Origin of the sequence: Prochlorococcus sp. MIT 0916, assembly GCF_047305155.1 — a bacterium.
Lineage (GTDB): Bacteria > Cyanobacteriota > Cyanobacteriia > PCC-6307 > Cyanobiaceae > Prochlorococcus_B.
Genome location: NZ_CP138980.1, coordinates 984,358 through 1,009,787 on the forward strand (window position 1 = coordinate 984,358; position 25,430 = coordinate 1,009,787).

At 36.5% G+C, this 25,430-nt stretch carries 26 protein-coding genes; 9 read left to right on the plus strand and 17 right to left on the minus strand.

Going from position 1 to position 25,430, the window contains the following annotated elements; genetic code table 11:
- Positions 1 to 10: 10 nt before the first annotated feature.
- On the minus strand, positions 11 to 730 hold the full coding sequence (locus tag SIB53_RS05065; protein ID WP_413677210.1) for a hypothetical protein: 720 nt from the start codon (positions 728 to 730) through the stop codon (positions 11 to 13).
- 55 nt (positions 731 to 785) lie between these two features.
- Here SIB53_RS05065 and murG point away from each other — a divergent pair, with 55 nt between their 5' ends.
- Positions 786 to 1,844 carry an undecaprenyldiphospho-muramoylpentapeptide beta-N-acetylglucosaminyltransferase gene (murG, locus tag SIB53_RS05070; RefSeq protein ID WP_413677211.1) on the plus strand — a complete coding sequence of 353 codons (1,059 nt, stop codon included), beginning with the start codon at positions 786 to 788 and terminating at the stop codon, positions 1,842 to 1,844.
- On the opposite strand, the gene SIB53_RS05075 is transcribed toward murG, so the two are convergent.
- The 10 genes from SIB53_RS05075 to SIB53_RS05120 all read right to left on the minus strand — a co-directional run bounded on the left by SIB53_RS05075 (position 1,837) and on the right by SIB53_RS05120 (position 10,978).
- Positions 1,837 to 2,919, minus strand: coding sequence for a pyridoxal phosphate-dependent aminotransferase (locus tag SIB53_RS05075; RefSeq protein ID WP_413677212.1), 1,083 nt, complete (start codon positions 2,917 to 2,919; stop codon positions 1,837 to 1,839). The genes murG and SIB53_RS05075 overlap by 8 nt on opposite strands.
- A gap of 68 nt (positions 2,920 to 2,987) precedes the next feature.
- The gene (locus SIB53_RS05080; RefSeq protein WP_413677213.1) at positions 2,988 to 4,145 is read right to left on the minus strand and encodes a quinone-dependent dihydroorotate dehydrogenase; all 1,158 of its coding nucleotides are present in this window, start codon (positions 4,143 to 4,145) and stop codon (positions 2,988 to 2,990) included.
- Positions 4,132 to 4,617 (minus strand): ribonuclease H family protein, encoded by a 486-nt coding sequence (locus tag SIB53_RS05085; RefSeq protein WP_413677214.1) that lies wholly within the window; start codon positions 4,615 to 4,617, stop codon positions 4,132 to 4,134. The genes SIB53_RS05080 and SIB53_RS05085 overlap by 14 nt, the downstream gene beginning before the upstream one ends.
- 66 nt (positions 4,618 to 4,683) lie before the next feature.
- Positions 4,684 to 5,079, minus strand: coding sequence for a 50S ribosomal protein L7/L12 (rplL, locus tag SIB53_RS05090; protein WP_413677215.1), 396 nt, complete (start codon positions 5,077 to 5,079; stop codon positions 4,684 to 4,686).
- A 52-nt stretch (positions 5,080 to 5,131) separates the two neighbouring features.
- A complete protein-coding gene (rplJ, locus tag SIB53_RS05095) occupies positions 5,132 to 5,659 on the minus strand; it encodes a 50S ribosomal protein L10 (protein ID WP_413677216.1) in 528 nt (175 codons plus the stop codon).
- Between the two features lie 224 nt (positions 5,660 to 5,883).
- Positions 5,884 to 6,591: a 50S ribosomal protein L1 gene (gene rplA, locus SIB53_RS05100; RefSeq protein ID WP_413677217.1), complete on the minus strand. Its 708-nt coding sequence runs from the start codon at positions 6,589 to 6,591 to the stop codon at positions 5,884 to 5,886.
- Between the two features lie 69 nt (positions 6,592 to 6,660).
- Positions 6,661 to 7,086: a 50S ribosomal protein L11 gene (gene rplK / locus SIB53_RS05105; protein WP_269604350.1), complete on the minus strand. Its 426-nt coding sequence runs from the start codon at positions 7,084 to 7,086 to the stop codon at positions 6,661 to 6,663.
- 103 nt (positions 7,087 to 7,189) lie between these two features.
- Positions 7,190 to 7,801, minus strand: a complete 612-nt coding sequence (gene nusG, locus SIB53_RS05110) for a transcription termination/antitermination protein NusG (protein ID WP_413679119.1) — start codon at positions 7,799 to 7,801, stop codon at positions 7,190 to 7,192.
- 98 nt (positions 7,802 to 7,899) lie between these two features.
- Positions 7,900 to 8,142: a preprotein translocase subunit SecE gene (gene secE, locus SIB53_RS05115; protein ID WP_413677218.1), complete on the minus strand. Its 243-nt coding sequence runs from the start codon at positions 8,140 to 8,142 to the stop codon at positions 7,900 to 7,902.
- A 70-nt stretch (positions 8,143 to 8,212) separates the two neighbouring features.
- Positions 8,213 to 10,978, minus strand: coding sequence for an ATP-dependent Clp protease ATP-binding subunit (locus SIB53_RS05120; protein WP_413677219.1), 2,766 nt, complete (start codon positions 10,976 to 10,978; stop codon positions 8,213 to 8,215).
- A 187-nt stretch (positions 10,979 to 11,165) separates the two neighbouring features.
- Here SIB53_RS05120 and eno point away from each other — a divergent pair, with 187 nt between their 5' ends.
- A complete protein-coding gene (gene eno, locus SIB53_RS05125; RefSeq protein ID WP_413677220.1) occupies positions 11,166 to 12,461 on the plus strand; it encodes a phosphopyruvate hydratase in 1,296 nt (431 codons plus the stop codon).
- Positions 12,462 to 12,473: 12 nt separating this feature from the next.
- On the opposite strand, the gene SIB53_RS05130 is transcribed toward eno, so the two are convergent.
- Positions 12,474 to 14,153, minus strand: a complete 1,680-nt coding sequence (locus SIB53_RS05130) for an ABC1 kinase family protein (RefSeq protein ID WP_413677221.1) — start codon at positions 14,151 to 14,153, stop codon at positions 12,474 to 12,476.
- Positions 14,150 to 14,428, minus strand: a complete 279-nt coding sequence (locus SIB53_RS05135; RefSeq protein ID WP_413677222.1) for a hypothetical protein — start codon at positions 14,426 to 14,428, stop codon at positions 14,150 to 14,152. Before SIB53_RS05135 ends, SIB53_RS05130 begins: the two co-directional genes overlap by 4 nt.
- 301 nt (positions 14,429 to 14,729) lie before the next feature.
- Between SIB53_RS05135 and SIB53_RS05140 the strand changes: the two genes are divergently transcribed.
- Positions 14,730 to 15,686: an NAD(P)/FAD-dependent oxidoreductase gene (locus tag SIB53_RS05140; protein WP_413677223.1), complete on the plus strand. Its 957-nt coding sequence runs from the start codon at positions 14,730 to 14,732 to the stop codon at positions 15,684 to 15,686.
- Positions 15,687 to 15,708: 22 nt separating this feature from the next.
- Here SIB53_RS05140 and SIB53_RS05145 read toward each other — a convergent pair whose 3' ends face one another.
- From SIB53_RS05145 to SIB53_RS05155, 3 genes are read right to left on the minus strand one after another with little or no spacing between them, the layout of a single operon-like run.
- Positions 15,709 to 15,990, minus strand: coding sequence for a P-II family nitrogen regulator (locus SIB53_RS05145; protein WP_413677224.1), 282 nt, complete (start codon positions 15,988 to 15,990; stop codon positions 15,709 to 15,711).
- 10 nt (positions 15,991 to 16,000) lie between these two features.
- A complete protein-coding gene (locus tag SIB53_RS05150; RefSeq protein WP_413677225.1) occupies positions 16,001 to 16,996 on the minus strand; it encodes a sodium-dependent bicarbonate transport family permease in 996 nt (331 codons plus the stop codon).
- Positions 16,997 to 17,042: 46 nt separating this feature from the next.
- Entirely contained in the window at positions 17,043 to 18,710 is a 1,668-nt protein-coding gene (locus SIB53_RS05155; protein WP_413677226.1) for a SulP family inorganic anion transporter, read from the minus strand.
- 142 nt (positions 18,711 to 18,852) lie between these two features.
- Between SIB53_RS05155 and SIB53_RS05160 the strand changes: the two genes are divergently transcribed.
- The 6 genes from SIB53_RS05160 to SIB53_RS05185 all read left to right on the plus strand — a co-directional run bounded on the left by SIB53_RS05160 (position 18,853) and on the right by SIB53_RS05185 (position 25,070).
- Positions 18,853 to 19,788, plus strand: coding sequence for a DnaJ C-terminal domain-containing protein (locus tag SIB53_RS05160; protein WP_413677227.1), 936 nt, complete (start codon positions 18,853 to 18,855; stop codon positions 19,786 to 19,788).
- A 50-nt stretch (positions 19,789 to 19,838) separates the two neighbouring features.
- Positions 19,839 to 20,840 carry a porphobilinogen synthase gene (gene hemB / locus SIB53_RS05165; protein ID WP_413677228.1) on the plus strand — a complete coding sequence of 334 codons (1,002 nt, stop codon included), beginning with the start codon at positions 19,839 to 19,841 and terminating at the stop codon, positions 20,838 to 20,840.
- 47 nt (positions 20,841 to 20,887) lie between these two features.
- Positions 20,888 to 21,292 (plus strand): VOC family protein, encoded by a 405-nt coding sequence (locus SIB53_RS05170; RefSeq protein ID WP_413679120.1) that lies wholly within the window; start codon positions 20,888 to 20,890, stop codon positions 21,290 to 21,292.
- A gap of 15 nt (positions 21,293 to 21,307) precedes the next feature.
- Positions 21,308 to 23,722 (plus strand): endonuclease MutS2, encoded by a 2,415-nt coding sequence (locus tag SIB53_RS05175; protein WP_413677229.1) that lies wholly within the window; start codon positions 21,308 to 21,310, stop codon positions 23,720 to 23,722.
- A gap of 98 nt (positions 23,723 to 23,820) precedes the next feature.
- Complete coding sequence (gene cgtA, locus SIB53_RS05180) at positions 23,821 to 24,810, plus strand: Obg family GTPase CgtA (RefSeq protein ID WP_413677230.1); 990 nt, start codon at positions 23,821 to 23,823, stop codon at positions 24,808 to 24,810.
- A gap of 77 nt (positions 24,811 to 24,887) precedes the next feature.
- Entirely contained in the window at positions 24,888 to 25,070 is a 183-nt protein-coding gene (locus SIB53_RS05185; protein ID WP_413389723.1) for a hypothetical protein, read from the plus strand.
- Between the two features lie 69 nt (positions 25,071 to 25,139).
- Here the strand turns inward: SIB53_RS05185 and SIB53_RS05190 are convergent, their stop codons facing one another.
- The gene (locus tag SIB53_RS05190; RefSeq protein WP_413677231.1) at positions 25,140 to 25,358 is read right to left on the minus strand and encodes a CP12 domain-containing protein; all 219 of its coding nucleotides are present in this window, start codon (positions 25,356 to 25,358) and stop codon (positions 25,140 to 25,142) included.
- Positions 25,359 to 25,430 lie beyond the last annotated feature (72 nt).

Genomic DNA, 25,430 nt, shown 5'->3' on the forward strand with positions numbered 1-25,430 from the left:
AAAGTAGGTTTTATAAACCTACTTTTATTTTTTTTGTAATTAAATAAATCCCTTTAGGATGAGTTATTATTGCTGAAATGGTTTGAGAACCAGGTTTAAAGGGTGCTTGAATATACTTAAATAAACCACCTGATTGATTCGGCTTAATCCCAAAGATATCATTTGATATTTTCTTATCATCTTCGTTCTTAAGTACGATCATTCCACTAGCAGTTAAAGAATTGTCTAATGGGTTTTCAATAATTAAATTGATTTCATATTTTTCACCAGTAAGAACTTTTTTTGGAGATACAATTTTTATACTAAGAGGTGAATTTTTGCTATGCAGAATTGATTCTTCATCAATAACTTCATATCCTTTGATTTTATCTTTGTAAGTCTCTAACTTAACAGTTTGCTTAGTATAAAGATTATAAATTTGATCATTAATTTCTCTTGTGGATCTAATTTTAATATCTAGCATTGATTTATTTTGATCATTACTTACTGGTTGAATTGACCATTTTGCATCTTTATATTTATGTCGAAAGGCTAAATACTGTTTATTAAATTGATTGAATGATTTCTGTAGAAATAGTTCTTTCAGTAAATCATCCTTTCTCTGGTTAAGGAATACCTCCAATTGATTAATTAATAAGTGATTATCTATATTTTTACTTAAAACAGAATTGATGATTAGAGGATTGAGAAATACAAAAACTAATGATTTCGTTATCAGTGAATGACGCACGCCTACCTTTTTTACTCAATATAACTTAGCCTCCAAGGATAAGGTTATTTAATTTATGTCTCGCCTTTTAATTGCTGCAAGCGGAACGGGTGGGCATATTTATCCTGCATTGTCTTTTGCTGATTCACTGCCAAATTCTTGGGAAATTGAGTGGCTAGGTGTGTCAAATAGGCTAGAGATTGAACTGGTTCCCGAAAAATATAATTTAATAAAGCTAAAAGTGGGAGGATTGCAGGGAAATATTTTTAGAAAAATTTTTGATTTATGTAAATTACTCTTTGCTTCTATTCGGGTCTCTTTTCTATTACGTCAAAAAAAAATTAACGTTGTTTTTACTACTGGTGGGTATATATCTGCTCCCAGTATTCTCGGAGCAAAACTTACTGGCATCCCTATTGTGTTGCATGAATCAAATGCTATTCCTGGAAAAGTAACTAGGTTATTGGGTAGGTTTTGTGACCATGTTGCGCTAGGAATCCCTTCAGCATCTGAGTATTTGCCAGGGTGTAGAACAAGTTTTACTGGAACACCTGTAAGATCAGAATTTTTTTTAGATCAGTCTCTTCCCTCTTGGGTGCCGATAGGAGATGGTTCCTTGATTGTGGTTATGGGAGGTAGTCAAGGAGCAATAAAAATGAATAAGATGGTGAGGAATATCTTGCCTTGGTTGCTTGATAAGGGTTGTAGAGTTATTCATCTGACTGGGAAAAATGATTGTTTCTATAAAAAACTAAATAAAGTTGATACTCACGCTAATTTGGTTGTAAAACAATTTACTAATGAAATATCTGCATTACTGCGAAATGCAGATCTTGCAATAAGTAGAGCAGGATCAGGTGCAATTTGTGAATTAATGGTAACTAGGACCCCCTCGATTTTAATACCTTTTCCATCTTCTGCTGATCAACATCAAGAACTAAATGCTGCTTATATGGCTAGATATGGAGGTGCTGTAATAGTTAATCAACATGATCCAGAAAAAGATATTTTGAAAAACACTATATCTAATCTCCTGGATTCTAACTCTCTCACTGAAATGAAATCAAATATGAATACTTATGATTGTCTCAATTCTAAAAATAAGATATTTCAGATTATAAATTCGATTAGTTAATGTAATCTTTTAAGGTATTAATAATTCGAATATTTTGTTTTCGTTTTTGGAGACTTATTCTGATCCATCTTTCATCTAGAGTCATAAATGATCTGCAGTCTCTTAATAAAATTCCTCTTCTTTTTAAATCCCCAATAAGATTTAATATAGAACTATTACTTTTAATTAATTGAAAATTTGTAGTTGTTGGTAGAGGCTTCATGGTGGAAAACTCTGACAAACTTTCATGTAACCATTTCCCTTCTTCTTCTACCCATCTATGGATTTTATTTAATCTTTTTTTATGCATTTTAGAATCTGTCATGATCATATTAGTTGCATTTATTGCCAGCGTATTTACTGGCCATGGATCTCTTATCTCTTTCCATTTTAATAATCTATCTGAGTTCGTGACTGCGTATCCAATTCTTAATCCAGCAATACCTAGAAACTTAGTTAAACTTCTTATCACTACTAGGTTTTTATGGTTCTTAGTTAAATCAATTATTGATTGATTTTCACCCCCTGGTGTAAGAGAAATAAATGCTTCATCGCAAATGACGAGTTTATAATTAGTTAATAATTTTTCTATTGATGAACGACTCCATAATTGCCCAGTTGGATTGTGTGGGTTTGTAATCCATAAGACATGAGTTTTTGGTTTGATTGGAAATGACTGAGGATTGCTATTATTCCAAGATAAAGGAATAGGATTATATATGTAAGAAGCATTCCAACAATTTAAAGCTCTTTGATAGTCCCCAAAGCCAGGAGATGGTAAAGAACTTATGCCATTTAAACTTGCATCTCTTGCTGCCCAAGTAAATAATTCTGAAGCTCCATTACCAGGTAAAACCATTGATGGTTCAATATTATGCCATTTCGCAATAGAATTTCTGACTTCAAAATAACTTCTATCAGGATAAGATTTTATAGATCCATTATTTATACTATTGATGAGATAATTATTTAACTTTCTAGGTAATTTAAAAGGAACTATTGATGCACTTGCATCGATTATTTTATCTGTAGATATTCCCAATTTTCTTGCTTCTTTTTCAATATTACCTCCATGAATATCAAAGTCTATTTTCATTATATATGAGATAATATTGTGATCAGTTTAAACATAATTGTAAATATTTATTGAAATCATTTGTGTTTTCATTCCCATGGTTCTTCGGAACCGATGACCTCTTTAATGTTTCGGAATCCGTGTTTTTCCATTTGCAGGGTTAACCCATCTAAAATTTCTGGAACTAAATTTGGTCCCTCAAATATCCAACCTGTATACACTTGTACCAGTGATGCCCCAGCGGCAATCCTTTCCCACGCTGTTTGTGCTGAACTGATTCCACCAACACCAATAAGTGGTAAAGAATTATTAGTACTTTTTCTAAGCCTTCTAATCACTTCCACTCCTCTTTTCTCTAAAGGGAGTCCACTTAAGCCTCCATTCTCTTGCTCTAGAGTATTTCCAGTTTTGATTCTTAAGTTTTTTAGGTTAAATCTATTTAAGCTTGTATTGATTGCAATTATTCCATCAATACCATTCTCAATTGCAACTCTCGCAAGTTCATCAATTTCTTCATTTGACAAATCTGGAGCGATTTTCACAAGCAAAGGAGGACAATAGGATAAATCTTTTAGTGTACGTATTAAATTTTTTATTTGTTTTGTTCCTTGTAATGAACGAAGGCCTGGGGTATTCGGAGAACTAACATTGATAACGGCATAGTCTGATAAAGGAGCCAAGAGTCTTAAAGATAAAGAATAGTCTTTAGAGGCTTCATCGAGAGGAGTGATTTTTGACTTTCCTAAATTTATGCCTAGGAGACAGGGTCTATTCCCTGGTGCAGGGATTTGTTGCCTTTCTATGGTTTTTAAAAATTTCTCTGCTCCTTCATTATTGAATCCCATTCTATTCAGTGCAGCTTTTTCTTTGGCAATTCTGAAAAGTCTGGGTTTTGGGTTACCTTTTTGGGCATGCCAAGTAATAGTTCCTAATTCGGCGAAACCAAATCCAAAATAATTCCAAAGACCAGCTCCTACTCCATTTTTATCAAATCCAGCAGCAAGTCCTACAGGGTTTTTAAAGTGCGAGCCAAAAATTATTTGATTTAAGCTTGAATTGCTTCTTTGAAATTCAGTTGATGCTTTTAAAAGGATATTAGAAATTATTGGAAAATTTCTATTTAATGAGGCAAATTTAATGGCATTAAGAGCTGAATTAGTAAGTATTTCTGCATCAATACCATCGTCTTGAGATAGAAGCTGACCAAGCAGAATATTGTATAAGTCGTGTTTTTTATTCTTTGACAAAATCTTTTAGTTGTATTTTTCGCCCTTTAGAAAAAGCTACAGCAATTGCGTCAACTCTATCATTATCCTTTTCTCCGCTATGGCCTTTGACATATTGAAGTTTGATTTTTGGCAGTTCAGGGTGGTCAAGAGCTTTCCATAAATCTTGATTAAGAACTTGTTTACCAGATGCAGTTTTCCATCCTTTCTTTTTCCAATTCGACATCCATTTTTCCATTCCATCAATTAAATATTTGCTATCAGTTTTTATGGTTAATGAAGGGTGGAATTTTATTTTTTTTAATTTTTCAAGAACAAATAATGCAGCCTGTAATTCCATGCGATTATTTGTTGTCTCAGGGCTGAAACCACCAAATTCAACTTCGCTTCCATCTTGGAATCTAATTAATGCTCCCCAGCCACCTGGACCAGGGTTTCCGCTACAGGCACCATCAGTTGCTGCAGCAATAGCCAATTTTTCTTCTTTAGACATAAAAAAACCGGTCTGAATAGACCGGTTTCATATAAGCAGAAAACATGTTTTTTTCCAGTAACGATTTTATTTTAAAGTTACTTTTCCACCAACAGCTTCAATTGCTTTCTTTAAAGCTTCAGCATCTTCTTTTGATGCTCCTTCTTTGATTGTTTTTGGAGCAGCTTCCACTAGCGCTTTAGCTTCGCCAAGGCCTAGACCTGTAGCATTTCGTACTTCTTTAAGGACTTTGATTTTAGATGAAGCATCAAAGCTTTCTAAAACTACCTCAAATTCAGTTTTTTCTTCGGCAGCATCAGCATTGTCGCTACCAGCAGCAGCTCCGGGGGCTGCCATGACAACGCCAGCAGATGCGGCGGCAGATACACCAAAAGCTTCTTCTATTTGCTTAACAAGCTCTGAAGCTTCAAGCAAAGAGAGGCTTTTTAATGAATCTAAGATTTCATCGGTTTTTGCAGACATGGTTTAAATCAGCAACTAAGTAAGTAGAAAACAAATTGTGAAACAAGGAGTATCAGCTCTCGCCGCTCTCAGAATGTTGTTTAAGAGACCTTGCAAGTCCAGATGGGACCTCATTGATACCAATGGCGATTTTGCTTGTTATGGAATTCATTGCACCAGCAATTTGTGCCATAAGTGCTTCCTTGCTAGGAAGTTTTGCAATCGCTTTGATCTCATCTTGAGATAAAAGTTTGCCTTCGAAAAGACCTCCTTTAGTCTCAGACTTTTGAGTTTCCTTTTGAAATGCTTGTACAGCTTTAACAGCACTCCCAACATCTCCTTTGATTAAAACAAAGGCGTTAGTTCCAGTAAGTAATGACTCCAAACCAGTCCAGGATTCTTTTCCTTTTATGGCTTGACGCATCAAGGTGTTTTTAGTGACCTTGCAAATGCCATCGCTTTTTTGCAATCTTGAGCGCAAGTCAGACATCTCTTTTGTGGATAAGCCCTTGTAATCAAGAACTAAAGCCATTTCAGAGTTATCTAATAGACCCTCTATCGTTTCGACGATCTGTTTTTTGCTTTCCAGCGTGCGGCCCATAATAATTGGATCGAATCGGGGGAAGAACTGGACATACGGCCATATTCCCATTGGGGAATCGAGGCCGCTAACGATTCAATCCAAAAAGATGAAAATCCTGCGTATACCTCGGCGGGGATTATAAACTCTATTAAACGCAATGCTTAAAAGAATTTGACCTGCTGTCTTTGGCTGGGCGCATGCCCTTGTGGTGATACCACTCAGCTAATTTACAACAATAAGGGTCATTTTTCTTTCTGCAAGTCTTGTAATTCATTGATATCTACTTCTACTGATGGTCCCATGGTGGATGTAATAAAAAAGCTTCTCCAGAATTTTCCTTTTGCTCCGCTTGGTTTATTTTTTTCTATCGTTAATTGTAATGTCTTCAAATTTTCCAGTAGAGCCTCTTCAGAAAAACTTGCTTTACCAAATCGGACATGCACAATTCCTGCTTTGTCTGCTCTAAATTCAAGTTTTCCTGCCTTAAATTCTTTAATAGCTGCTGCTAAATCGGTTGTCACTGTTCCTGCTTTTGGATTAGGCATAAGTCCTCTAGGACCAAGCACTCTACCAAGTTTTGCAACCTTGGGCATCATGTCGGGAGTGGAAATTAGCAGGTCGAAGTTCATTTCTCCCTTGTTGATTGAATCCACTAAATCCTCCTCTCCAGCCAGATCAGCACCTGCTTTAGTTGCTTCAGAGACCTTTTCTCCGCGTGTAACCACTGCTATTCGAACTTTCTGTCCAGTACCACTTGGTAAGGCAACTGTCGTTCTTAGTTGCTGATCAGTATATTTTGGGTCAATGCCTAATCTTATGTGAGCTTCAATAGTCTCATCGAATTTTGCATTTGCATTCTCCTTTACAAGCTTTATGGCTTCAATTGGTGAATATGAACGCTCTTCCACTTTGGAAAGTAACGTTGTCATTCTTTTAGAAAAATTTTTCATAATAAATTGGGGTCCGTTCGACTTTTAGTCTCCCCCTTTAAGAGAACGTTTGATGATTTTACGATTTAATTAGTCCTTTATGGAAACCCCCATATTTTTGGCTGTCCCCTCAATAACTTTCATTGCTGATTCGATGCTACTGCAATTGAGATCTGGAAGTTTTGTTTTAGCAATTTCTTCAAGTTGACTTTTACTAATCGAACCAGCAGTTCCTTTCGCGGACTCGCCTGATCCTTTTGCAATACCTGCTGCTTTCGTTATCAAAACCGAAGCAGGAGGGGTTTTTGTTATGAAAGTAAAACTTCTATCTTCAAAAACAGATATTTCTACAGGAATAACAAAGCCAGCTTTGTCTTGGGTGCGCGAATTGTATTCCTTACAAAACGCCATTATGTTTACCCCATGTTGCCCTAACGCAGGGCCAACAGGTGGTGCTGGGTTGGCTTTGCCAGCCTGTAGGGCCAACTTGATCAGGGCTACTACTTTCTTTGCCATCGGCTGAAAATTGAACTAATGCGGAAAATCTGAAACTAGTTCAGACAAATTATCTAATAAACTTAACTCCTAGACTGACCAGACAGCAAAAGGAAATTAAAAATCAATTTTGTTTGGTTATTTGAGAAAATTCAAGCTCAACAGGAGTTTCTCTACCAAAAATTGATAAAAGAGCCTTAAGTTTGTTTCTTTCTCCTGAAACTTCAATGACTTCTCCTTGGAAATCTTTAAAAGGACCTGAAGTAACAACAATCTGATCACCTTCTTCTACATCCAACTTGACGACAGTTTTCTTTTCAGCTGCTCGTTTGAAAATTCTATTCACTTCTTGCCTGCTGAGAGGGCGAGGTTTTATGTGTCCCCGCGCTTTACCAGTAGCTCTGCGGTCTTCTGCACCAACAAAATTAATTACATTTGGAGTACTTCTAACAGCCATCATTGTGTCTTCATCTAAAACCATACGAACTAGCACATATCCAGGGAAAACTTTTTCTTCTGTTGTTTGCCTACTACCATCTTTTTTTAGCTTGACTGCAGGTGTTTGAGGGATTTCTATCTCTATGATTCTGTCACTAACACCGAGAGTGATAGCTCTTTGTTCAAGTGTTGCTTTTACTTTCTTTTCGCAACTTGAAGCAACTTGTATGGCGTACCAACGTGCAATATTTGTTTTTATTGTTTGTTGTGCAAAATGTGAATAGTCATCCTCAATCATCTCTGATCGATCAGTTATTTTTGAATCTTTAATAGGTGTGGTTTCAATATCTGACACTGGAAAAAATTGTGAGTGGTTTAAAAATTTTGTTAGTCAACTCAGCGAAATATCTGAGTAGAAGCCCATCCATAAAAACGGCTTACAGCGGCAATTGATACTGCTGATAAAGTGACCATTAAAATCACAGCAACAGATTCGCTGAAAAGTTGTTGGCGTGAAGGCCATACAACCAGTTTCATTTCATCAATTGTAGAGGATAAAAAACTTTTTTTTAAGGCAGTCTTTCCCTTTTTAGTAGGAATTACCTTTTCTTGATCCTCTTGAGAGGTTGGACTTGTCACTTGGGAAGATTAAAGGAAGGTGCTTTTTAAAAGAATGGCTATGAACCTAGACTAACTTATGTTTGAAAGATTAGTTATCTATTAAAAAAAGAAGTTTTTTAGACTCATCATTTTTAGTCTCAACCCTTATTGATTTTGCATCTTCAAAAGCCTCTTCTAAAATTTGTGTGGCCAGTGGGTTTTCTAATCTCCTTCGAATCACTCTTCTTAGTGGTCTAGCCCCGTATTCAGGTTCATAGCCTTCATCAGCAAGAGTTCTAATCGTGTTTTCGTCAACATAAAGGTCCAAACCTTGGTGCTTGAGAAGCTTCTTTAATTCGTCTAGTTGAAGTCGCACTATTTGCTTTAAACTCTCAGGTTTTAGTGGACTAAATCTTATTACTTCATCAATGCGGTTCAAAAACTCAGGTCGAAAATGTTTTGTTAGAGCTTCATTTATTTTTTGATCTAATTCTTGTGCAAGAATATTTTTATTTGAATTTTTGCTTTGAACTTGTATTGAATTATTTAAGATGGCTTTGCTGGCAAGATTGCTGGTCATAACAATAACTGTATTTCTAAAATCTACTGTTCGACCTTGAGAATCGGTCAGTCTTCCATCATCTAAAACCTGTAAAAGGATGTTGAAAACTTCTGGATGAGCTTTCTCAATCTCATCAAGGAGTAAAACTGCATAAGGTCTTTTTCTAATTGCCTCTGTTAATTGACCACCTTCTTCGTAACCAACGTATCCTGGCGGTGCACCTAAGAGTCTTGAAACAGCATTTCTCTCCATATATTCACTCATGTCAAGTCTCAATAAAGCGTCCTCTTCATCAAATAAAGAACTTGCTAGTGATCTAGCAAGTTCAGTTTTACCAACACCTGTAGGGCCCAGAAAAAGAAAGGATCCAATGGGCCTTCGTATGTCCTGCATCCCAGCTCTTGCTCTACGGATTGCTGCTGAGACTGCTTGAACAGCATTTAATTGACCAATAACTTTTTTTTCTAAGTCTTGTTCTAAATTTAAAAGTTTTTGTCTTTCACCTGATAAAACTTTTCTAACAGGAATTCCTGTCCATGTTGAGACAACATCAGCTATGTCTTCTGGATTGACTTGGTCTGTTAGTAGGGAATTACCATACTCATTGTCTTCTTGAATAGAAATTTCTATTTCTTTTATTCTTTCTTGGATTTGATAAAGTTGCTCATACTTAAGTCTCTCTAATTCTACGATATCACCAGATATTTCGGCTTCTTTTATTAAATTTTTTAATTCTTCAACGCTTATTTTCAGTTCTTGTAATTCAGCTGATTTATCAAGTTGATCTTGCCATTTTTGTTTAATCTCATCAAGCTCAGAGAGTAGCAATTCTTTCTTCTCTTGAAGATTATTTATAGTTTCTAATGTTGTCTCTTGATTTGCATTTGAGATTGATAACTCTAAATGATTAACCTGAGATTCTTTTTCTTCTATGATTTTTGGTCTCGATGTTGATTCGATTTTTACTTGAGCTGAAGCCTCGTCGATTAAGTCAATAGCTTTATCTGGTAGACATCTATCACTGATATATCTATGAGCTAAGCGATTTGCTGTAATTAGTGCTTCATCAGTAATGGTCACTCCGTGATGAAACTCATAATTTTCTTTAAGTCCTTTTAAAATTTCCAAGCTTAGATCTAGGCTTGGCTCTTTGATTAATACTTGCTGAAATCGTCTATCTAGAGCGAGGTCTTTTTCGACAGTACGTCTATAATTATCTGTAGTCGTTGCGCCAATACATCTTAAGTCTCCACTGGCTAATAATGGTTTTAATAGACTGCCAGCATCAGTATTCGATCTGTCTTTGCTTACAATTGTGTGTAATTCGTCTATAAATAGGATTACTCCCTTTTCACTATTGCTGATTTCACTTAATAATGATCTAAAGCGTTCTTCAAATTGTCCTCGAAATTTTGCTCCAGCTATTAATGCGCCGATATCAAGTGAAATTAGTCTTAAACCTTGCAGAGAATCAGGAATTTCGTTGGCTATGATCTTTTGAGCTAATAATTCTGCAACTGCTGTTTTCCCAACGCCTGGCGCACCAATTAATACTGGATTGTTTTTACCTCGTCGAGATAAAACTTTAGTAATTGCTTTTATTTCTGCCTCTCTGCCAATAACAGGGTCTAATTTCCCGTTTTCAGCTTCGGCTGTAAGGTCTTTGCAGTATAAATCCAATGCACTTGGCGTTTCATTAATGTTTAAGGACTCTTGCTTTGATGCGATCTTTTCTTGAGTGGGAGGTGTAAGTAGCTTGGTGGCAGACTTCTTTGAAGTTGTTTCGATAGAGATAGAAGACTTTGGATTTTTTTGTGGCCTATTTTCTCGACGGGGAGCTGTGTTCCTTTGTGATTGTTTAAATGAATTAGGTGCTGGTAGTTTTCTCAATTCTGCTTCAAGAATTTCACTAGGGAGACCTGCTTGATAAAAAAGATCTTCTCCTAAGCGATTGTCTCTACCAATTGCTATTAGGATATGGGAAATCTCTATTTGATTAGAGCCCCATCGAGAGCGGAAATCATCAGCTGTCTCAAGAAGAATTTCTAAATCTTCTCCAACAAATAAGTCTGATTGATTGTTTATGGGAAGCTCGGCGATAAAGTTTTCTAAAATTTCATTTATCTCTTCATGGTTTAAAGGTAAGGAATTTGTGTATTTCTGAAATTTTTTATTTCTAAAAAGTACTTGAATTAGATGTTCAACATCTAAATTCTGATGTCGCCACCTTCTGGCTGATTGTTCAGCTATTAGTAAAAGACTCCAAGCTTCATCGCTAAAAGAATCCGGTTCTGTAGTTAGACTTCCATTCATTTTCGATCAATGTTGATTCAAAGTGTTCATTTGCCTTCTGAATGTTGATTGAGACCTTTTTATCGATACGTTTATTTCTTGTCAAGACGAATTTGATTGATTAGGTCTTGGAAAGCAAGCTAGATTAGCAATTAAGGAACATATAGGAATAATGTAGTTCATAAGATCTAAAAATCATCTTAAATTCGTGGCTGACTCTCTAGAACTAGTAATTGATACCATTATGGCCCGAGAAGTTTTGGATTCTCGTGGGAATCCAACCGTAGAGGCTGAAGTGCTTTTAGAAGGTGGAGCTATTGGACGATCGATTGTCCCAAGTGGAGCAAGTACTGGAGCCCATGAGGCTCATGAACTAAGAGATGGTGGCAAACGTTATCTGGGTAAAGGAGTTATCAAGGCTGTCGGTCATATAGAAGAAACTATTGCTCCCGCCCTATGTGGCCTTTCTGCTTTAGATCAAGCCACAGTTGATTCTGTAATGAAACAGCTAGATGATACAGATAATAAATCAAATCTTGGTGCAAATTCAATTCTTGCTGTCAGCTTGGCTACAGCAAGAGCAGCGGCTAATGGATTGGGTTTGCCTTTGTATAGGTATTTAGGTGGTCCAATGTCATCTCTATTACCCGTACCATTGATGAATGTCATTAATGGAGGAGAACATGCTGCAAATAATTTAGATTTTCAGGAATTTATGTTGGTGCCTCATGGCGCTGAAACCTTTAGAGAAGCATTAAGAATGGGAGCAGAGGTGTTTCATACGCTTAAAGATTTATTGAGTCAGAAAGGTTTATCAACTGCTGTTGGTGATGAAGGAGGATTCGCTCCGAATCTTGACAGTAATAAAGCAGCAGGTGACCTTTTAATGCAAGCCATTGAACAGGCTGGATTTAGACCAGGGAAGCAAATATCTTTAGCTTTGGATGTTGCGAGTACGGAGTTTTATAAGGATGGGCAATATTTTTATGGTGGGAATTCCTATTCCAGCGATCAAATGGTAGAGGAATTGGCTGGGCTGGTTAATTCATTTCCAATTATTTCTATTGAAGATGGATTGGCTGAAGATGATTGGGATGGTTGGAGCTTGCTTACGAAAAAGCTTGGCAAAAGTGTTCAATTGGTTGGAGATGATTTATTTGTCACCAACACACATCGTTTACAAAGAGGCATTGATGAAAATATTGCAAATTCAATATTAATAAAGGTTAATCAAATAGGTTCTCTGACTGAAACACTTGAAGCTATAGAGCTTGCATCAAGATCAAGTTATACAACTGTCATTAGTCATAGAAGCGGAGAAACAGAAGATACAACTATTGCTGATTTATCAGTAGCCACTAAATCTGGTCAAATCAAAACAGGTTCATTGAGTCGGAGTGAAAGAGTCGCGAAATATAATCAATTACTTCGTATTGAGGATGAGTTAGGAAGTCAAGCGACATATGCTGGACTTGTGGGATTGGGACCAAGAGGAAGTGTTTAGGGATGATTGAAACTATTTAAAGCTTTTTCTTCCTTGAAAATTATCTAAGCGACTTTCGCTTCTCATCTTAAATTGTAATTTAATCCAGTTTAGAGTTATTGGAAATCCAACAGTTACTGGTATTAGAAATAAAAAAGGTCTATTCGTTGAAGCTAGCAAAGCTGATGATATAGCAAGTGAGCCAAGTAGAACTGAATTACCTAATGATTGTTGAGCATTAATCATTCTTCTCAATTGTCTATCTGATTCACCCATTCTTACCTGTAGTTGCAAGTCACCTTGTTCCAGTCTTTCTAGATTTTCATCTAAGCGTTTTGGTAACCCAACAGCTTTACTTCCTATTTCAGTAACTTGCCTTCCTAATTCATTCAACAAGTCATTAGATTCTGGATTTTTTGATGTCATTAGAGGGAGAAGAAAGGGTTTTGCTATTGCTATTAAGTTAAATTCCGGGTCTAAATATCTTCCAACTCCTTCAAAAGTTGATAATGCTCTGAAAACAAAAATCAACTCAATTGGTATTCTAAAGGGCTTCCCATAAGCCAGTTCAGATATATCCCCAGAGAGCTTTTCAATGATTTGAGAATCAAATGGAGGCGTGAGAGCTTCATTTAACATTATTCTTATTAATCTTCTAACGGGACCTATCTCGATATCTTTTTCTATTAAACCAGCAATTTGAAGCTCTTTAACTAGTCCACTAACATCTCTCAGAGCTGCGGCTTTGATCATTGAATTGAGCCTGCCTCTAATACGCTCAGAGACGAAACCCATCATCCCAAAATCATAGTAAATAAGTGAACCATCCGCTGAAACAGCTAAATTGCCTGGATGAGGATCAGCATGGAAAAAACCGTAATTAACTAATTGTTTTAGATAACTTGTAGCTCCAATCTTTGCTATTGAGGAAGTATCTATATCATTACTTTTTAGAGATTGAATGTCATTTATCTTGATCCCTGGTATATATTCCAGACATATAACTTTACTTGTACTTAAATCCCAAAATACGCTTGGAATTAAGATGTCTGAGTCATCTAAAAATTGCTGTTTAAATCTTGCCGCATATTGAGCTTCAATACAAAAATCTAGTTCTCTTAGTAAAACTCTCTTGGACTCCTTAGCAATACCTATCCAATCATTACCACGACTAAGGGACTTTATTCTTTGAACTACTTTTGCAACTTGATTCATTACATCTAAGTCAAGCCTAAAAAATTTTTCTATGTCTGGTCTTTGAACTTTGAAAATAACATTTTTTTCATTAATTAACCTAGCTTTATGAACTTGAGCAAGCGATGCTGAGCCAATTGGAATTTCATCAATACTGATAATTTTTTCAGATGAGTTGCCAAGTTCATTTGTTAATATTTCTTGAACTAGTTCAAATTCAAAAGGTGGAACTCTGTCTTGTAAAGAGCTAAGCTCATTTACCCATGCAGATGGAATAACATCAGCTCTTGCAGATAAAAGTTGGCCTAATTTTATAAATGCTGATCCAAGGTTAACTAATTCTTTTGTAAGCCATTTTGCTCTTAATGTATTCCTTATCTCTCTCCTTTTAGTAGTATAACCTTTTAAATAAGTCCATTTTTTAGAATCAAACCATAAATAGAAAATTAAACCTAATAATATTACCCAAATCCTAAGAGCTCTAACAAATCTCTGAAGTTGACTGGCTAGAAATATCAATTTTTCCCCTCAAGATCTTTATTGATTCCGATAACCTTTGACCTGAGATTATCTATTTGTATTTGAATTAAATCTTCTTTACTTAATTGTTCCTTAGAACTTTTTTCTTTTGATGTATTAGTCTTTTTTTCTAGACGTTCAGATTCTTCAATAACCTCTTTTTTAAAGTTAGACCATTCATTTTGGAGCTTTTGGGGTAATTCTTCAGCACTTGTAGTGAATTCTTGGGCAGAATTGATCACTTTCTCAGTTATCCGAGCTGCTATTCGGTTCATAGCGGCTTTAAAAAGTATTTCTGAGTCGCTCAATGATCTAATAACTCAGCTTTCACTTTAGAAGATCTAGGGTTTTTTGTGTCTTCAGATTGAAACTAGATATATGCAGATTTGCTCTTAATCAATTAAATCTATTTAGAAGATTGCTTGTTATTGCTCAACTTAGAATATTTTCATTAGAGTTGAAGAATACAAACATTTGATTTGATTTGGGGTAAAAGTCTAATCTATTAACCCAAGTGATCTTAAAACACCCTTCTCTCTTCTTGAAAGAGAGCAAAACCTACTAAGAGATAGTCCATTGGAAACCATTGAAACTGATGTTGTCATAGTTGGTGGTGGGCCTGCTGGTTGCAGTTGTGCTCTTTACACTTCACGAGCAGACTTGAAAACAGTAATTCTTGATAAGAATCCTGATGTGGGTGCGCTAGCCATAACACATCAAATTGCTAATTATCCAGGTGTCTCTAGTGAAATGAGTGGAGAAGCTTTGTTGAAACTTATGAGAGATCAAGCTACTCAGTATGGGGCTGATTATCGCAGAGCTCAAGTTTTTGGGATTGATGCAAGTGGTGACTGGAAAATTATTTACACTCCAGAAGGAACTTTTAAAGCAAAAGCACTTGTAGTTGCAAGTGGAGCAATGGGAAGGCCAGCATCATTTAAAGGTGAGGCTGAATTCCTTGGTAGAGGAGTAAGCTATTGCGCTACTTGTGATGGAGCTTTTTACAGAGATCGTGAAGTCGCCGTTGTTGGGATCAATAAAGAGGCAATCGAAGAGGCAAATGTTCTGACAAAATTTGCCTCCAAAGTTCATTGGATAACATCCAATGATCCAAAATCAGATGATCATCATGCGCAAGATCTCTTATCAAAACCAAATGTTAATCATTGGAGTAAGACGAGGTTAATGCAGATTGAAGGCAATGATTCTGGGGTAACAGGTATTAAAGTTAAGAATCGTTCAATGGAGACTCATCAAGATTTAGCTCTTGAAGGGGTGTTTGTCTATATGAGCGGTTCAAAGCCCATTACCGACTTTCTTGGTGACCAAGTTGCTTTTAAGGAGGATGGAGGGGTTTTGGTAGATGACTTTATGTCGACAACAGTAGAAGGGGTTTGGGCAATTGGCGATATCAGAAATACTCCGTTTAAACAAGCAGTTGTTGCAGCTTCGGATGGTTGTATCGCTGCTATGGCAATCGATAGATTTTTAAATAGTCGTAAATCAATTCGTGTCGATTGGGTTCATGCTTAATTCAAGCGATTGAAGGGTTTTTTTAAAGAGGAGTTGCTTCTGAAACATATGCCACACCTCCGTAGTAACTAAGAACGGTTTTGATATTGTCTCGTATTTTGTCGATCATCTCTTGCTCACAAAAAATAATTACGTGTGCATTTGATCCAAATCCAGTGAATTCCATGTCTTCTGTGATAATTCTTTCTGGCCCTCTTCCAGTTGCATGTTTCATAACTGTATAACCTGGAACTTCAGCTTTCTCTAATGCTGAGAGAATATCATCTAGCTCTCTTTCGCTAAAGATTAAGTCAAGTCTTTTCATGGTGTTTTAGTTATCCAATTTGCGGAATCATTGTGTTTACTAAGCCCATATATACTGGTATTCCAATAATTATGTTAAAAGGAAATGTTAATCCAAGAGTGGTTGAGATGTAATAACTAGGTCTAGCTTCAGGAACAGTCATTCTCATGGCTGTTGGTACAGCTAAGTAAGAAGCACTAGCGCATAGAACTACAAATAACAGGGCATTACCTGGATCTAGATTTAAAAATCTAGCAACTAATGATCCAAGTACTGCATTAACTATTGGCATGAATATTGAAAACATTATGAGAAAGGCACCAGTTTTATTAAGACGAGCGAGCCTTTGAGCAGCAACAATTCCCATGTCAAGTAGAAAAAAACATTCTGCCCCATAGAACAATTCACCTGTGAATGGTTCCATTTTTTTAATGTCAGATGGATCAATAGCTGATGTTAAAAAACCTATTAGAAGACTTCCGAGTAATAAATATACAGAACCATTTAACATCGACTCGTGAAGAATTGATCCCCATTTCATTTTCCTTTTTATGGGTCTATCTTTGGGAGCTCCAAATTTGACTAAAAGAAGACCAATGATTATTGCTGGAGACTCCATTAGAGCTAAAGCTGCAACCATAAAGCCATCAAAGGGTATATTTTGACTTTCGAGAAAGCTTTCAGCAGTTATAAATGTCACTGCACTTATTGATCCATATGCTGCTGATATTGCTGCTGCATTAAAAACGTCGAATTTCAATCTCAGTATTAAAAAACAAATAAGTGGTATTAAAAGCGACATTACTATTGCTGCTATCACAGTTGGAAGAACTGGATAACCAAAGTTACTTTTTTGAAGCTCAATGCCACCTTTAAAGCCTATTGCAAGTAAAAGATATAAAGAAAATAATTTTGGTAAAGGAGCTGGTATTTCAAAATCAGACTTTAGTGCGTATGCAATGGCACCCAAAAAGAAGAAAAGTATTGGTGGACTTAAAGCATTTTGGATGAAAAGGTTTTGTCCCATTTCTTGTTAGTTGTTCATTCAAGCAATCAAAATTAAACTATTTTTTTCAACCATTTAGGCTGTTAATTGCCGCTGTAAGAGCCTCTTTTCTTGTTCCTATTACATCAACTCCAAATTTAGCAAGTCTGTCTTTTACTCTTCCAGTTGCACCAGCAACATATGCTTGTCTTGAGTTGTTCAGCGCTTCCTGCACCATATCTTCTATGGCAAGAGTTGCGGTAACACCAAGTCTTGGAACATCCGTGATATCAAGGATTAAAACTTTGTAGTTTCTTATAAGCATCATTCTTTCGGTTATTCCTTTTGCTGCTCCAAAACTCAGTGGCCCTTTTAATCTGAACAGCATTACATCACCTGCGCAGCGATCTAAAAGTGCTTTTTCATCTGAGGGAAGTTGTGCATTGACTGCGTTGTTATTTGTGTCTGAATTTATTGGGTTATCAGCTTCCATTCCCTCCAATTGTGTTTCAGTAATGGAATCAATTGTAAGCATATTTGCAATGAATACTCCAACCAGTACAGCCCATATTAGGTCCCAAAAGACCGTCATCAGAAGGACTCCATACATCACACTTGCAGTTTTCAGGGAAAGTCTATGAGCTCTTAATAAAAATCCCCAATCAATAATGTCTAACCCAACTTTTATCAAAATTCCCGCAAGGAGGGCAGTTGGTATCTGAGCAGCAAGAGGTCCTGCACCAACAAGTACCAGTAGTAAAACTACTGAATGAACCATTCCTGAGATTGGTGTGGAGCCTCCAGATTTGACATTTATGACTGTCCTCATTGTTGCCCCAGCACCAGGAAGACCTGTGAAAATACCAGCAACGGCATTCCCAATACCTTGTCCAATTAGTTCTCGATCAGAATTATGTCTTGTTTGAGAAATATTATCCGCCACCAGTGAAGTAAGTAGCGAATCAATAGCACCAAGAACAGCTAGAACTAGTCCGGCTTTAAGAATAATAGGGAAGAAATTATTAAAGCTTGGGTCTGGCAGACTTAAAGTAAGTCCACCTTCAGGTATTGCACCTATTCGATCAATAGAGCTATTGCCAAATAGAATAATTGATAGAGGAGTAACTATTAATAATGCCAAAAGAGGAGAAGGTACCCATTGACTGATTTTGCGAGGAGTTAGAAAAACTATTGCAAGGGTCATAACAGCAACGGCAATTGCTGCTCCATTTGGTTCGAAATTGTTAACTAAAGTTGAAAGAGACTCTAATACACCTCCACGGGTTGATATTCCAAGTAAAGGACCTATTTGAAGCGTGATTATGATCACTCCAATTCCAGACATAAAGCCTGAAACAACTGAATATGGGACAAGTGTAATGTATTTACCAAGTCTAAGTAGGCCAAATAAAATCTGAAATAATCCTCCAATAACTACTGCAGCCATTACCAAAGGAAGAATTTCTCCAGCAGATAAATCCCTTGGGACCCCTACAGCTGCCAAACTTGCAACGACTCCAGCGACGGTTACGCTCATAGGGCCAGTTGGACCACTAACTTGAGCAGGAGTTCCTCCGAATAAAGCCGCAAGAAAACCGACGACTACTGCTCCGTAAAGCCCATAAATAGCGCCTCCAGGGCCAAGAGCTGCATTACCAAACGCTAAAGCTAGTGGCAGAGCTACTACTGCTGCTGTCAGGCCGCCTAATACATCACCTCTAATATTTTTCAGGTGAAAGCCATTAATTAACGCCAATCGACTCTCCTTACTTATTTGACTTGAATAAGCCTATCTCTTCAAGGTTCCATTAAGTTCTGGAATCTCTACTTTTAAATACTTATATTGAAGAAAAATCAATGAAAGGATTGATTTTTACTAAGAAGGCAGCTTGATTTCGATGGCATCAGATGGTTTTAAGGATTATTTCAAAATCCTTGGCATTAGTAGAAATGCTACCGATAAAGAAATCAAAAGTGCATTTAGGAAACTTGCTAGAAAATTTCATCCTGACTTACATCCACATGATGAGAGGGCTGAGTCCGAATTCAAAGAAATAAATGAAGCTTATGAGATTCTTTCAGATGAGGATAAAAAAAAGTCTTATGAACAATTTCTAAACTATTGGTTCAACAATAGAGATGGAAAGGCGAGAGATTTTGATAGGAAAAATAACGATCAGCGATTTGATGAATATCTAAACTTTGAAGATTTTTTGAGTGATTTGATTGGAAGATTTAGTGAGGTTGGTCAAGAAATTTACTCAAATATATCTTCTGAAAATAATGTTCAATCATTAAATCTTGATGCTGAATTTAATTTGCAGATTAGTTTTTTAGAGGCTTTGAATGGAACAAAAAAGAATCTTTTAGTTAATGATGAACGCATCGAGGTGAAAATACCACAAGGAATTGAAACAGGATCAAAAATACGTATAAAAAATAAGGGTAATATACAGTCTGGGAAAGGGAGAAGGGGAGATTTATTGATTGATGTCAGTATTAAGTCTCATCCGATTTGGAAAGTAAAAGGTTTAGATATTTATGCAGATTTACCTATTTCTTTAGATGAATTAGCCTTGGGAGCAAATATTTCAGTTACCTCTCCTCAAGGAGATACATATTTATCAATACCTTCTGGAAGTTTACCGGAGCAAAAATTGAGATTAAAAGGTCAAGGATTACATAACTTAGATACCCAGGGAGATTTGTTTTTTACTCTAAAATTAAAGTTACCTGAAAACTGGTCGGATGAGGAGCTGAAACTTCTGGAAAAGCTTAGATCTGTTCGAATAGATGAACCTCGATCGACTTGGTTCGACCAGGCTAGGACTTAAAGGAAGTAAAATGTAAGTTATCTCTAATGTAGCTATCACTATTGGTCAATATGGATCTTACTTATCGACCTCGTCGTCTTCGAAGAACAAACTCTTTAAGAGATATGGTTAGAGAGAATAGTGTCTCTGCCTCTGACTTTATTTACCCTCTTTTTGTTCATGAAGGTTCAGATAGTCAAGAAATACCAGCGATGCCAGGCTCATTTCGCTGGTCAATGGATGGATTAGTTGATGAAGTTAAACGTGCTTGGAATTTAGGTGTTAGATGTGTTGTTCTTTTTCCAAAAGTTCCAGACGAGCTGAAAACAGAAGATGGAGCTGAATGTTTTAATGAAAAAGGTTTAATACCAATGGCTATTGAAAGATTGAAAATAGAGATACCTGAAATGTGTGTTATGACTGATGTAGCTTTAGATCCTTATTCTTGTGATGGTCATGACGGAATAGTGAATAATCAAGGAATAATTTTGAATGATGAAACCGTTGATTATTTATGTAAACAAGCAGTTGTACAAGCCCAATCTGGAGCAGATTTAATTGGTCCTAGTGACATGATGGATGGAAGAGTAGGAGCCATAAGAGAAGCTTTGGATGATGAAGGTTTTGAACATGTAGGAATAATTAGTTACACAGCAAAATATTCATCTGCCTATTACGGACCTTTTAGAGAAGCTTTAGATTCTGCTCCTAGATCATTATCAAATAAACCTATCCCGAAAAATAAAAACACATATCAGATGGATCCAGCGAATGCTAGAGAAGCTATAACAGAAGCTCAACTTGACGAACAAGAGGGATCAGACATCCTAATGGTTAAGCCAGGTTTGGCTTACTTAGATATTATTTATCGTTTAAGGGAAGAATCAGAATTGCCGATCGCTGCGTATAACGTTAGTGGAGAGTATTCAATGGTCAAAGCTGCTGCGCAAAGAGGTTGGATAGATGAAAAGGCAATCGTTTTGGAAACTTTATTGAGTTTCAAAAGAGCTGGAGCAAATCTGATCCTTACATATCATGCATGTGATGCCGCAGAATGGTTAAAAGAACAATAGAGTTAATTAAGAAAATTCTTAAGAATTTGAATTTTTTGTCAAAAGTAATGCTAGAAAAAAAACCTGAATTAAATATTGAAAGGGTTCATCGCCTCGGCCATGTAGCTATAAGAGTAGATGATGTTGATAGGGCTAAACGTTTTTATTTGAGCTTGGGAATGAAGCTTGTTTGGAATGATCCTGATTGGTGTTACTTAGAGACAGGGGAGAATAAAGATGGCCTAGCTTTACTTGGTCCGGGCTATAAAGCTGCTGGTCCACATTTTGCATTTCATTTCACTAACAAGGATGAAATAGAGAGGATTCATGATTCTTTAAAAAATCAAGGTGTAAAGGTTGGCGCGTTGCATGATCATCGAGACGGCACTTCTTCTTTTTACTTGAAAGATACAGAGGGTAATTGGTTAGAAATGCTTTATCACCCATCAACAGGAATTCCAACAAATCAATAGACATTAGGCAGACTAATGGGATTAACAATAAATCAAGATGATTCTGAAAGAAGACAAATAATTATAGAGTCTTTGGATTTACTTGAATGGCCCACTGTTTGTAGACATTTGTCTACATTTGCGGTTACTCAACAAGGTCGTAATAAATGTGTAAGCTTTGATTTGCCATTAGATATATCTCTAAGCGAGGAGCTATTGCGCCAAACATTAGAAATTGGATCCTTGGATATCTCTCTTGATGGAGGAATATCGTTTGAAGGTGTTCATGATTTGGAAAATATTCTTTTGATATGCTCCAAAGGTGGTGTCGTTATGGGTGAGGATTTATTAAAAGTAGCTGATACTTTAAGAGCTGCTAGAAAACTAAGAAAACTAATATTTGATCAATTAATACGTCCACGACTTTCTGTATTACTCAAAGATATTGCAACTTTGCCGGATTTGCAAAAACTCCTTGAATTTGGACTGGATGAAGGTGGGCGAATTGCAGATCGTGCTAGTCCAAAACTTTATGAATTACGACGCCATAGGAATTCTGTACGTCTTCAAAGAAAAGATATTCTTCAAGATATCATTCGAAAATATGGTGGATTACTTCAAGATAATATTATCTCAGAAAGGTATGGAAGACCTGTTTTAGCATTTAAGGCTGGGACTTCTGATCAGATTAAAGGAATGGCTCATGATAGTTCAGCTTCAGGGAATACTATCTATGTCGAGCCACAAGTTGTCATACCAATAGGGAATCGTTTAGCTCAAATAGATTCTGAAATTTCAGCTGAAGAAAGTAGACTTTTAGCTCATTGGAGTAAAGAGGTTGGTTTTAATGCTGATGTAATGGCTCATTTAGGAGAGATTCTTTTACAGATTGAATTCGCATTGTCACGAGCACGTTACTCTAAATGGCTTAACGGGGTGCCAGCAATTCTTGATGAACAAGAAAATACACTCTTTGAAATTAAAGATTTTCGTCATCCTTTATTAGTATGGAATGATTTCCATGAGAAAAAAAATACAGTAGTTCCAACTAGTTTTGATGTCCCCTCTGGTTTAAAAGTTGTTGCGATTACTGGCCCGAATACAGGAGGCAAAACAGTTGCATTGAAAAGTATTGGTTTGGCAGTTTTAATGGCAAAAGCAGGTTTGCTGCTGCCATGTAAAGGCTCACCAAGATTACCCTGGTGTAAAAATATTTTAGCTGATATTGGTGATGAGCAGTCGTTACAGCAAAATTTATCCACATTTAGTGGACATATTCTTCGTATAAGTCGGATACTCGATGCCATAGCTACTTCCCCTGGTACGACTCTTGTTCTTTTAGATGAAGTTGGAGCAGGAACTGATCCCTCTGAAGGTACAGCTTTAGCCATGGCTCTGTTAAAGATAATGGCGGATAGAGCAAGATTAACTATTGCGACTACTCATTTTGGAGAATTAAAAGCACTGAAATACAGTGATTCAAGATTTGAAAATGCTTCAGTTGCTTTTGATAGTGAAACAATAAAACCAACCTTCAATTTGCAATGGGGAATTCCTGGTCGTAGTAATGCAATTGAGATTTCAGAAAGACTTGGTCTTGATTTGGAAGTTATAAAACGTGCTCAAGAGTTTATCAATCCTGAGAGCGTTGATAATGTTAATCAAGTCATTAAAGGCCTAGAAAAACAACGAGAGCGGCAACAATCAGCAGCTGAAGATGCCGCTGCTTTATTGGCAAAAACTGAATTATTGCATGAAGAATTACTTGATAATTGGGAGAAACAACGTCAACAAACGGAGGAGTTTAATGAACAAGGAAGGTTCAAGCTGGAGTCATCAATTCGAGAAGGCCAAAAAGAAGTTAGACATTTGATTAAACGCTTACGTGATCAAAATGCTAGTGGTGAAACAGCAAGAATTGCGGGTAGACGATTACGGCAAATGGAGATGGGCTACCGAAGCGATAGACGAATTCTTCATATACAGAGCTGGGTTCCTAAGATTGGGGAAAAAGTTAGATTGTCTGCTATTGGTAAAGCAGGTGAGATCATTTCTTTCTCAGATGACGGAATGCATTTAACAGTATTATGCGGTGTATTTCGAAGCACAGTTAGCTTATCTGAAGTAGAAAGTCTCAATGGTCAAAAAGCAGAAATAAATACAACTGTGAAAGTGAAAACTTCGCAAGTAGGAAAGAATTTTTCCTTGGTCCGTACTAAGAAAAATACTTTAGATGTAAGAGGTTTAAGAGTGCATGAAGCAGAGGGTGTGATTGAAGAAAAGCTGAGGAATTGTTCCGGAGCTTTGTGGGTTATTCATGGAATTGGCTCAGGAAAACTAAAAAAAGGTTTGAGGAAATGGTTAGATTCGCTTTCTTATATTAAGAAAGTAGCCGATGCAGAACCTCATGACGGTGGTCCCGGATGTAGTGTTATTTGGATGGTTGACTAAACTTGAGGTAAATCATAAAAAGTGGTTTCAAATTCTTTATTTTAGCAATGGTCAATTTAAGAATTATTATTGAGTTTATTGAGCATATATATTTCTAAATGCAATTTATTGATCAAGCCATTATTGATGTTAAAGCAGGCTCAGGTGGTGATGGCATTTCGGCTTTTAGAAGAGAAAAGTATGTTCCAGCTGGTGGTCCGGCAGGAGGAGATGGAGGACAGGGAGGAAATGTTGTTTTAGAGGCTGATGATAATTTGCAAACTCTTTTGGATTTCAAATTTCAGAAATTAATTTCTGCTGAGAATGGTCACAGAGGCGGTCCCAATAAATGCACTGGAGCATCAGGAAAAGATACTGTACTTAAAGTTCCATGCGGAACAGAGGTAAGACATCTCACTACAAATATCATTCTTGGTGACTTAACTTACAAAGGCCAGCAACTTATTGTTGCGTTTGGTGGAAAAGGAGGTTTTGGTAACGCTCGCTATCTATCAAATAGCAACAGAGCGCCAGAAAAGTTTACTGAAGGGAAAGATGGGGAAGAATGGTCATTGCAACTGGAATTAAAACTTCTCGCAGAAGTTGGAATTATAGGTTTGCCTAATGCAGGTAAAAGTACATTGATTTCTGTACTCTCTTCTGCAAGACCAAAGATTGCTGATTATCCATTTACAACTTTAATTCCTAATCTTGGAGTAGTAAGAAGACCTTCAGGAGACGGAACAGTTTTTGCGGATATTCCTGGATTAATTTCTGGGGCATCCAAAGGTATAGGACTGGGGCATGATTTTCTTCGACATATTGAAAGAACAAAGGTTTTGGTTCATTTGATCGATGCAGCATCAAACGATCCGATCAATGACTTAAAAACTATTAATGAGGAATTAAGGTCATATGGGCATGGTTTAATTTCTAGACCTAGAATTTTTGTTCTTAATAAAAAAGAACTATTAAATGCGAATGAAATTAAAAAACTTCTAAATAAAGTTGAACAATTAACTGGACGAAAGGTACATATAATTTCCGCAGTAACGAAATTTGGTTTAGAAGATTTGTTGAGTTCTATTTGGAACGAACTTGGATATTAATTAATTGTTATGAGTGAATCATACCTACTTGTCTTGAAGGAAATTTTTGGTCATAACTAAATAGATTATTTAAATTTATGGATTTTTACAGTTGCTTTGATGGACAAGGCGAGATTATTGCTCGTTGCCAGACTGATCAAGATATTAATGTTCTAAAGAAAATGGGTAGACCGATTGCCGAGGTAAGACAAATGAAAAATGAGGAAGCAGTTGTTTGCTCTTTAACTGGCAGCCCTTCTGATTTTAATATGGATTATTAATTGGATCTAATGGAATAAAAAAAGGGGCTAATTGGCCCCTTTTTTTTGTTCTATTTGTTGTTTTAAGTATTAATCGTCGTATACCAGGCACTCTGGTTCGTCCGGATTAGCGTCGCAGAATAGTTCAAGAGCATTTGGATCGTGCTTGTCTTCAGGATGATGTTCTTTATATTCCTTGAGAGAATTAAGTTCATCCTCTAGGTGATGGAGCTTGGATTCATTTCCCTGAGCTTTTGCTTCTTGGATCTCAGATTCATCCTTTTTAATATGCTCGTCAATAGTTTTCATGGCGTCTTGTAAGAGCAGGATCATTTGACTAACACAATAATTATGACGGAGGAATATTGCACGTGGTTTGTA

Excerpts from the sequence above, each read along its gene's own strand:
- rplL (WP_413677215.1), bottom strand. The coding sequence starts at position 5,079 with ATGTCTGCAAAAACCGATGAAATCTTAGATTCATTAAAAAGCCTCTCT.
- SIB53_RS05160 (WP_413677227.1), top strand. The coding sequence starts at position 18,853 with ATGGCATCAGATGGTTTTAAGGATTATTTCAAAATCCTTGGCATTAGT.
- SIB53_RS05185 (WP_413389723.1), top strand. The coding sequence starts at position 24,888 with ATGGATTTTTACAGTTGCTTTGATGGACAAGGCGAGATTATTGCTCGT.
- rplJ (WP_413677216.1), bottom strand. The coding sequence starts at position 5,659 with ATGGGCCGCACGCTGGAAAGCAAAAAACAGATCGTCGAAACGATAGAG.
- SIB53_RS05190 (WP_413677231.1), bottom strand. The coding sequence starts at position 25,358 with ATGAAAACTATTGACGAGCATATTAAAAAGGATGAATCTGAGATCCAA.
- SIB53_RS05120 (WP_413677219.1), bottom strand. The coding sequence starts at position 10,978 with ATGAATGGAAGTCTAACTACAGAACCGGATTCTTTTAGCGATGAAGCT.
- SIB53_RS05150 (WP_413677225.1), bottom strand. The coding sequence starts at position 16,996 with ATGGGACAAAACCTTTTCATCCAAAATGCTTTAAGTCCACCAATACTT.
- hemB (WP_413677228.1), top strand. The coding sequence starts at position 19,839 with ATGGATCTTACTTATCGACCTCGTCGTCTTCGAAGAACAAACTCTTTA.
- murG (WP_413677211.1), top strand. The coding sequence starts at position 786 with ATGTCTCGCCTTTTAATTGCTGCAAGCGGAACGGGTGGGCATATTTAT.
- SIB53_RS05085 (WP_413677214.1), bottom strand. The coding sequence starts at position 4,617 with ATGTCTAAAGAAGAAAAATTGGCTATTGCTGCAGCAACTGATGGTGCC.
- rplK (WP_269604350.1), bottom strand. The coding sequence starts at position 7,086 with ATGGCAAAGAAAGTAGTAGCCCTGATCAAGTTGGCCCTACAGGCTGGC.
- SIB53_RS05175 (WP_413677229.1), top strand. The coding sequence starts at position 21,308 with ATGGGATTAACAATAAATCAAGATGATTCTGAAAGAAGACAAATAATT.
- SIB53_RS05075 (WP_413677212.1), bottom strand. The coding sequence starts at position 2,919 with ATGAAAATAGACTTTGATATTCATGGAGGTAATATTGAAAAAGAAGCA.
- SIB53_RS05170 (WP_413679120.1), top strand. The coding sequence starts at position 20,888 with ATGCTAGAAAAAAAACCTGAATTAAATATTGAAAGGGTTCATCGCCTC.
- SIB53_RS05145 (WP_413677224.1), bottom strand. The coding sequence starts at position 15,990 with ATGAAAAGACTTGACTTAATCTTTAGCGAAAGAGAGCTAGATGATATT.
- nusG (WP_413679119.1), bottom strand. The coding sequence starts at position 7,801 with ATGATTGAGGATGACTATTCACATTTTGCACAACAAACAATAAAAACA.
- rplA (WP_413677217.1), bottom strand. The coding sequence starts at position 6,591 with ATGAAAAATTTTTCTAAAAGAATGACAACGTTACTTTCCAAAGTGGAA.
- SIB53_RS05135 (WP_413677222.1), bottom strand. The coding sequence starts at position 14,428 with ATGAACCGAATAGCAGCTCGGATAACTGAGAAAGTGATCAATTCTGCC.
- cgtA (WP_413677230.1), top strand. The coding sequence starts at position 23,821 with ATGCAATTTATTGATCAAGCCATTATTGATGTTAAAGCAGGCTCAGGT.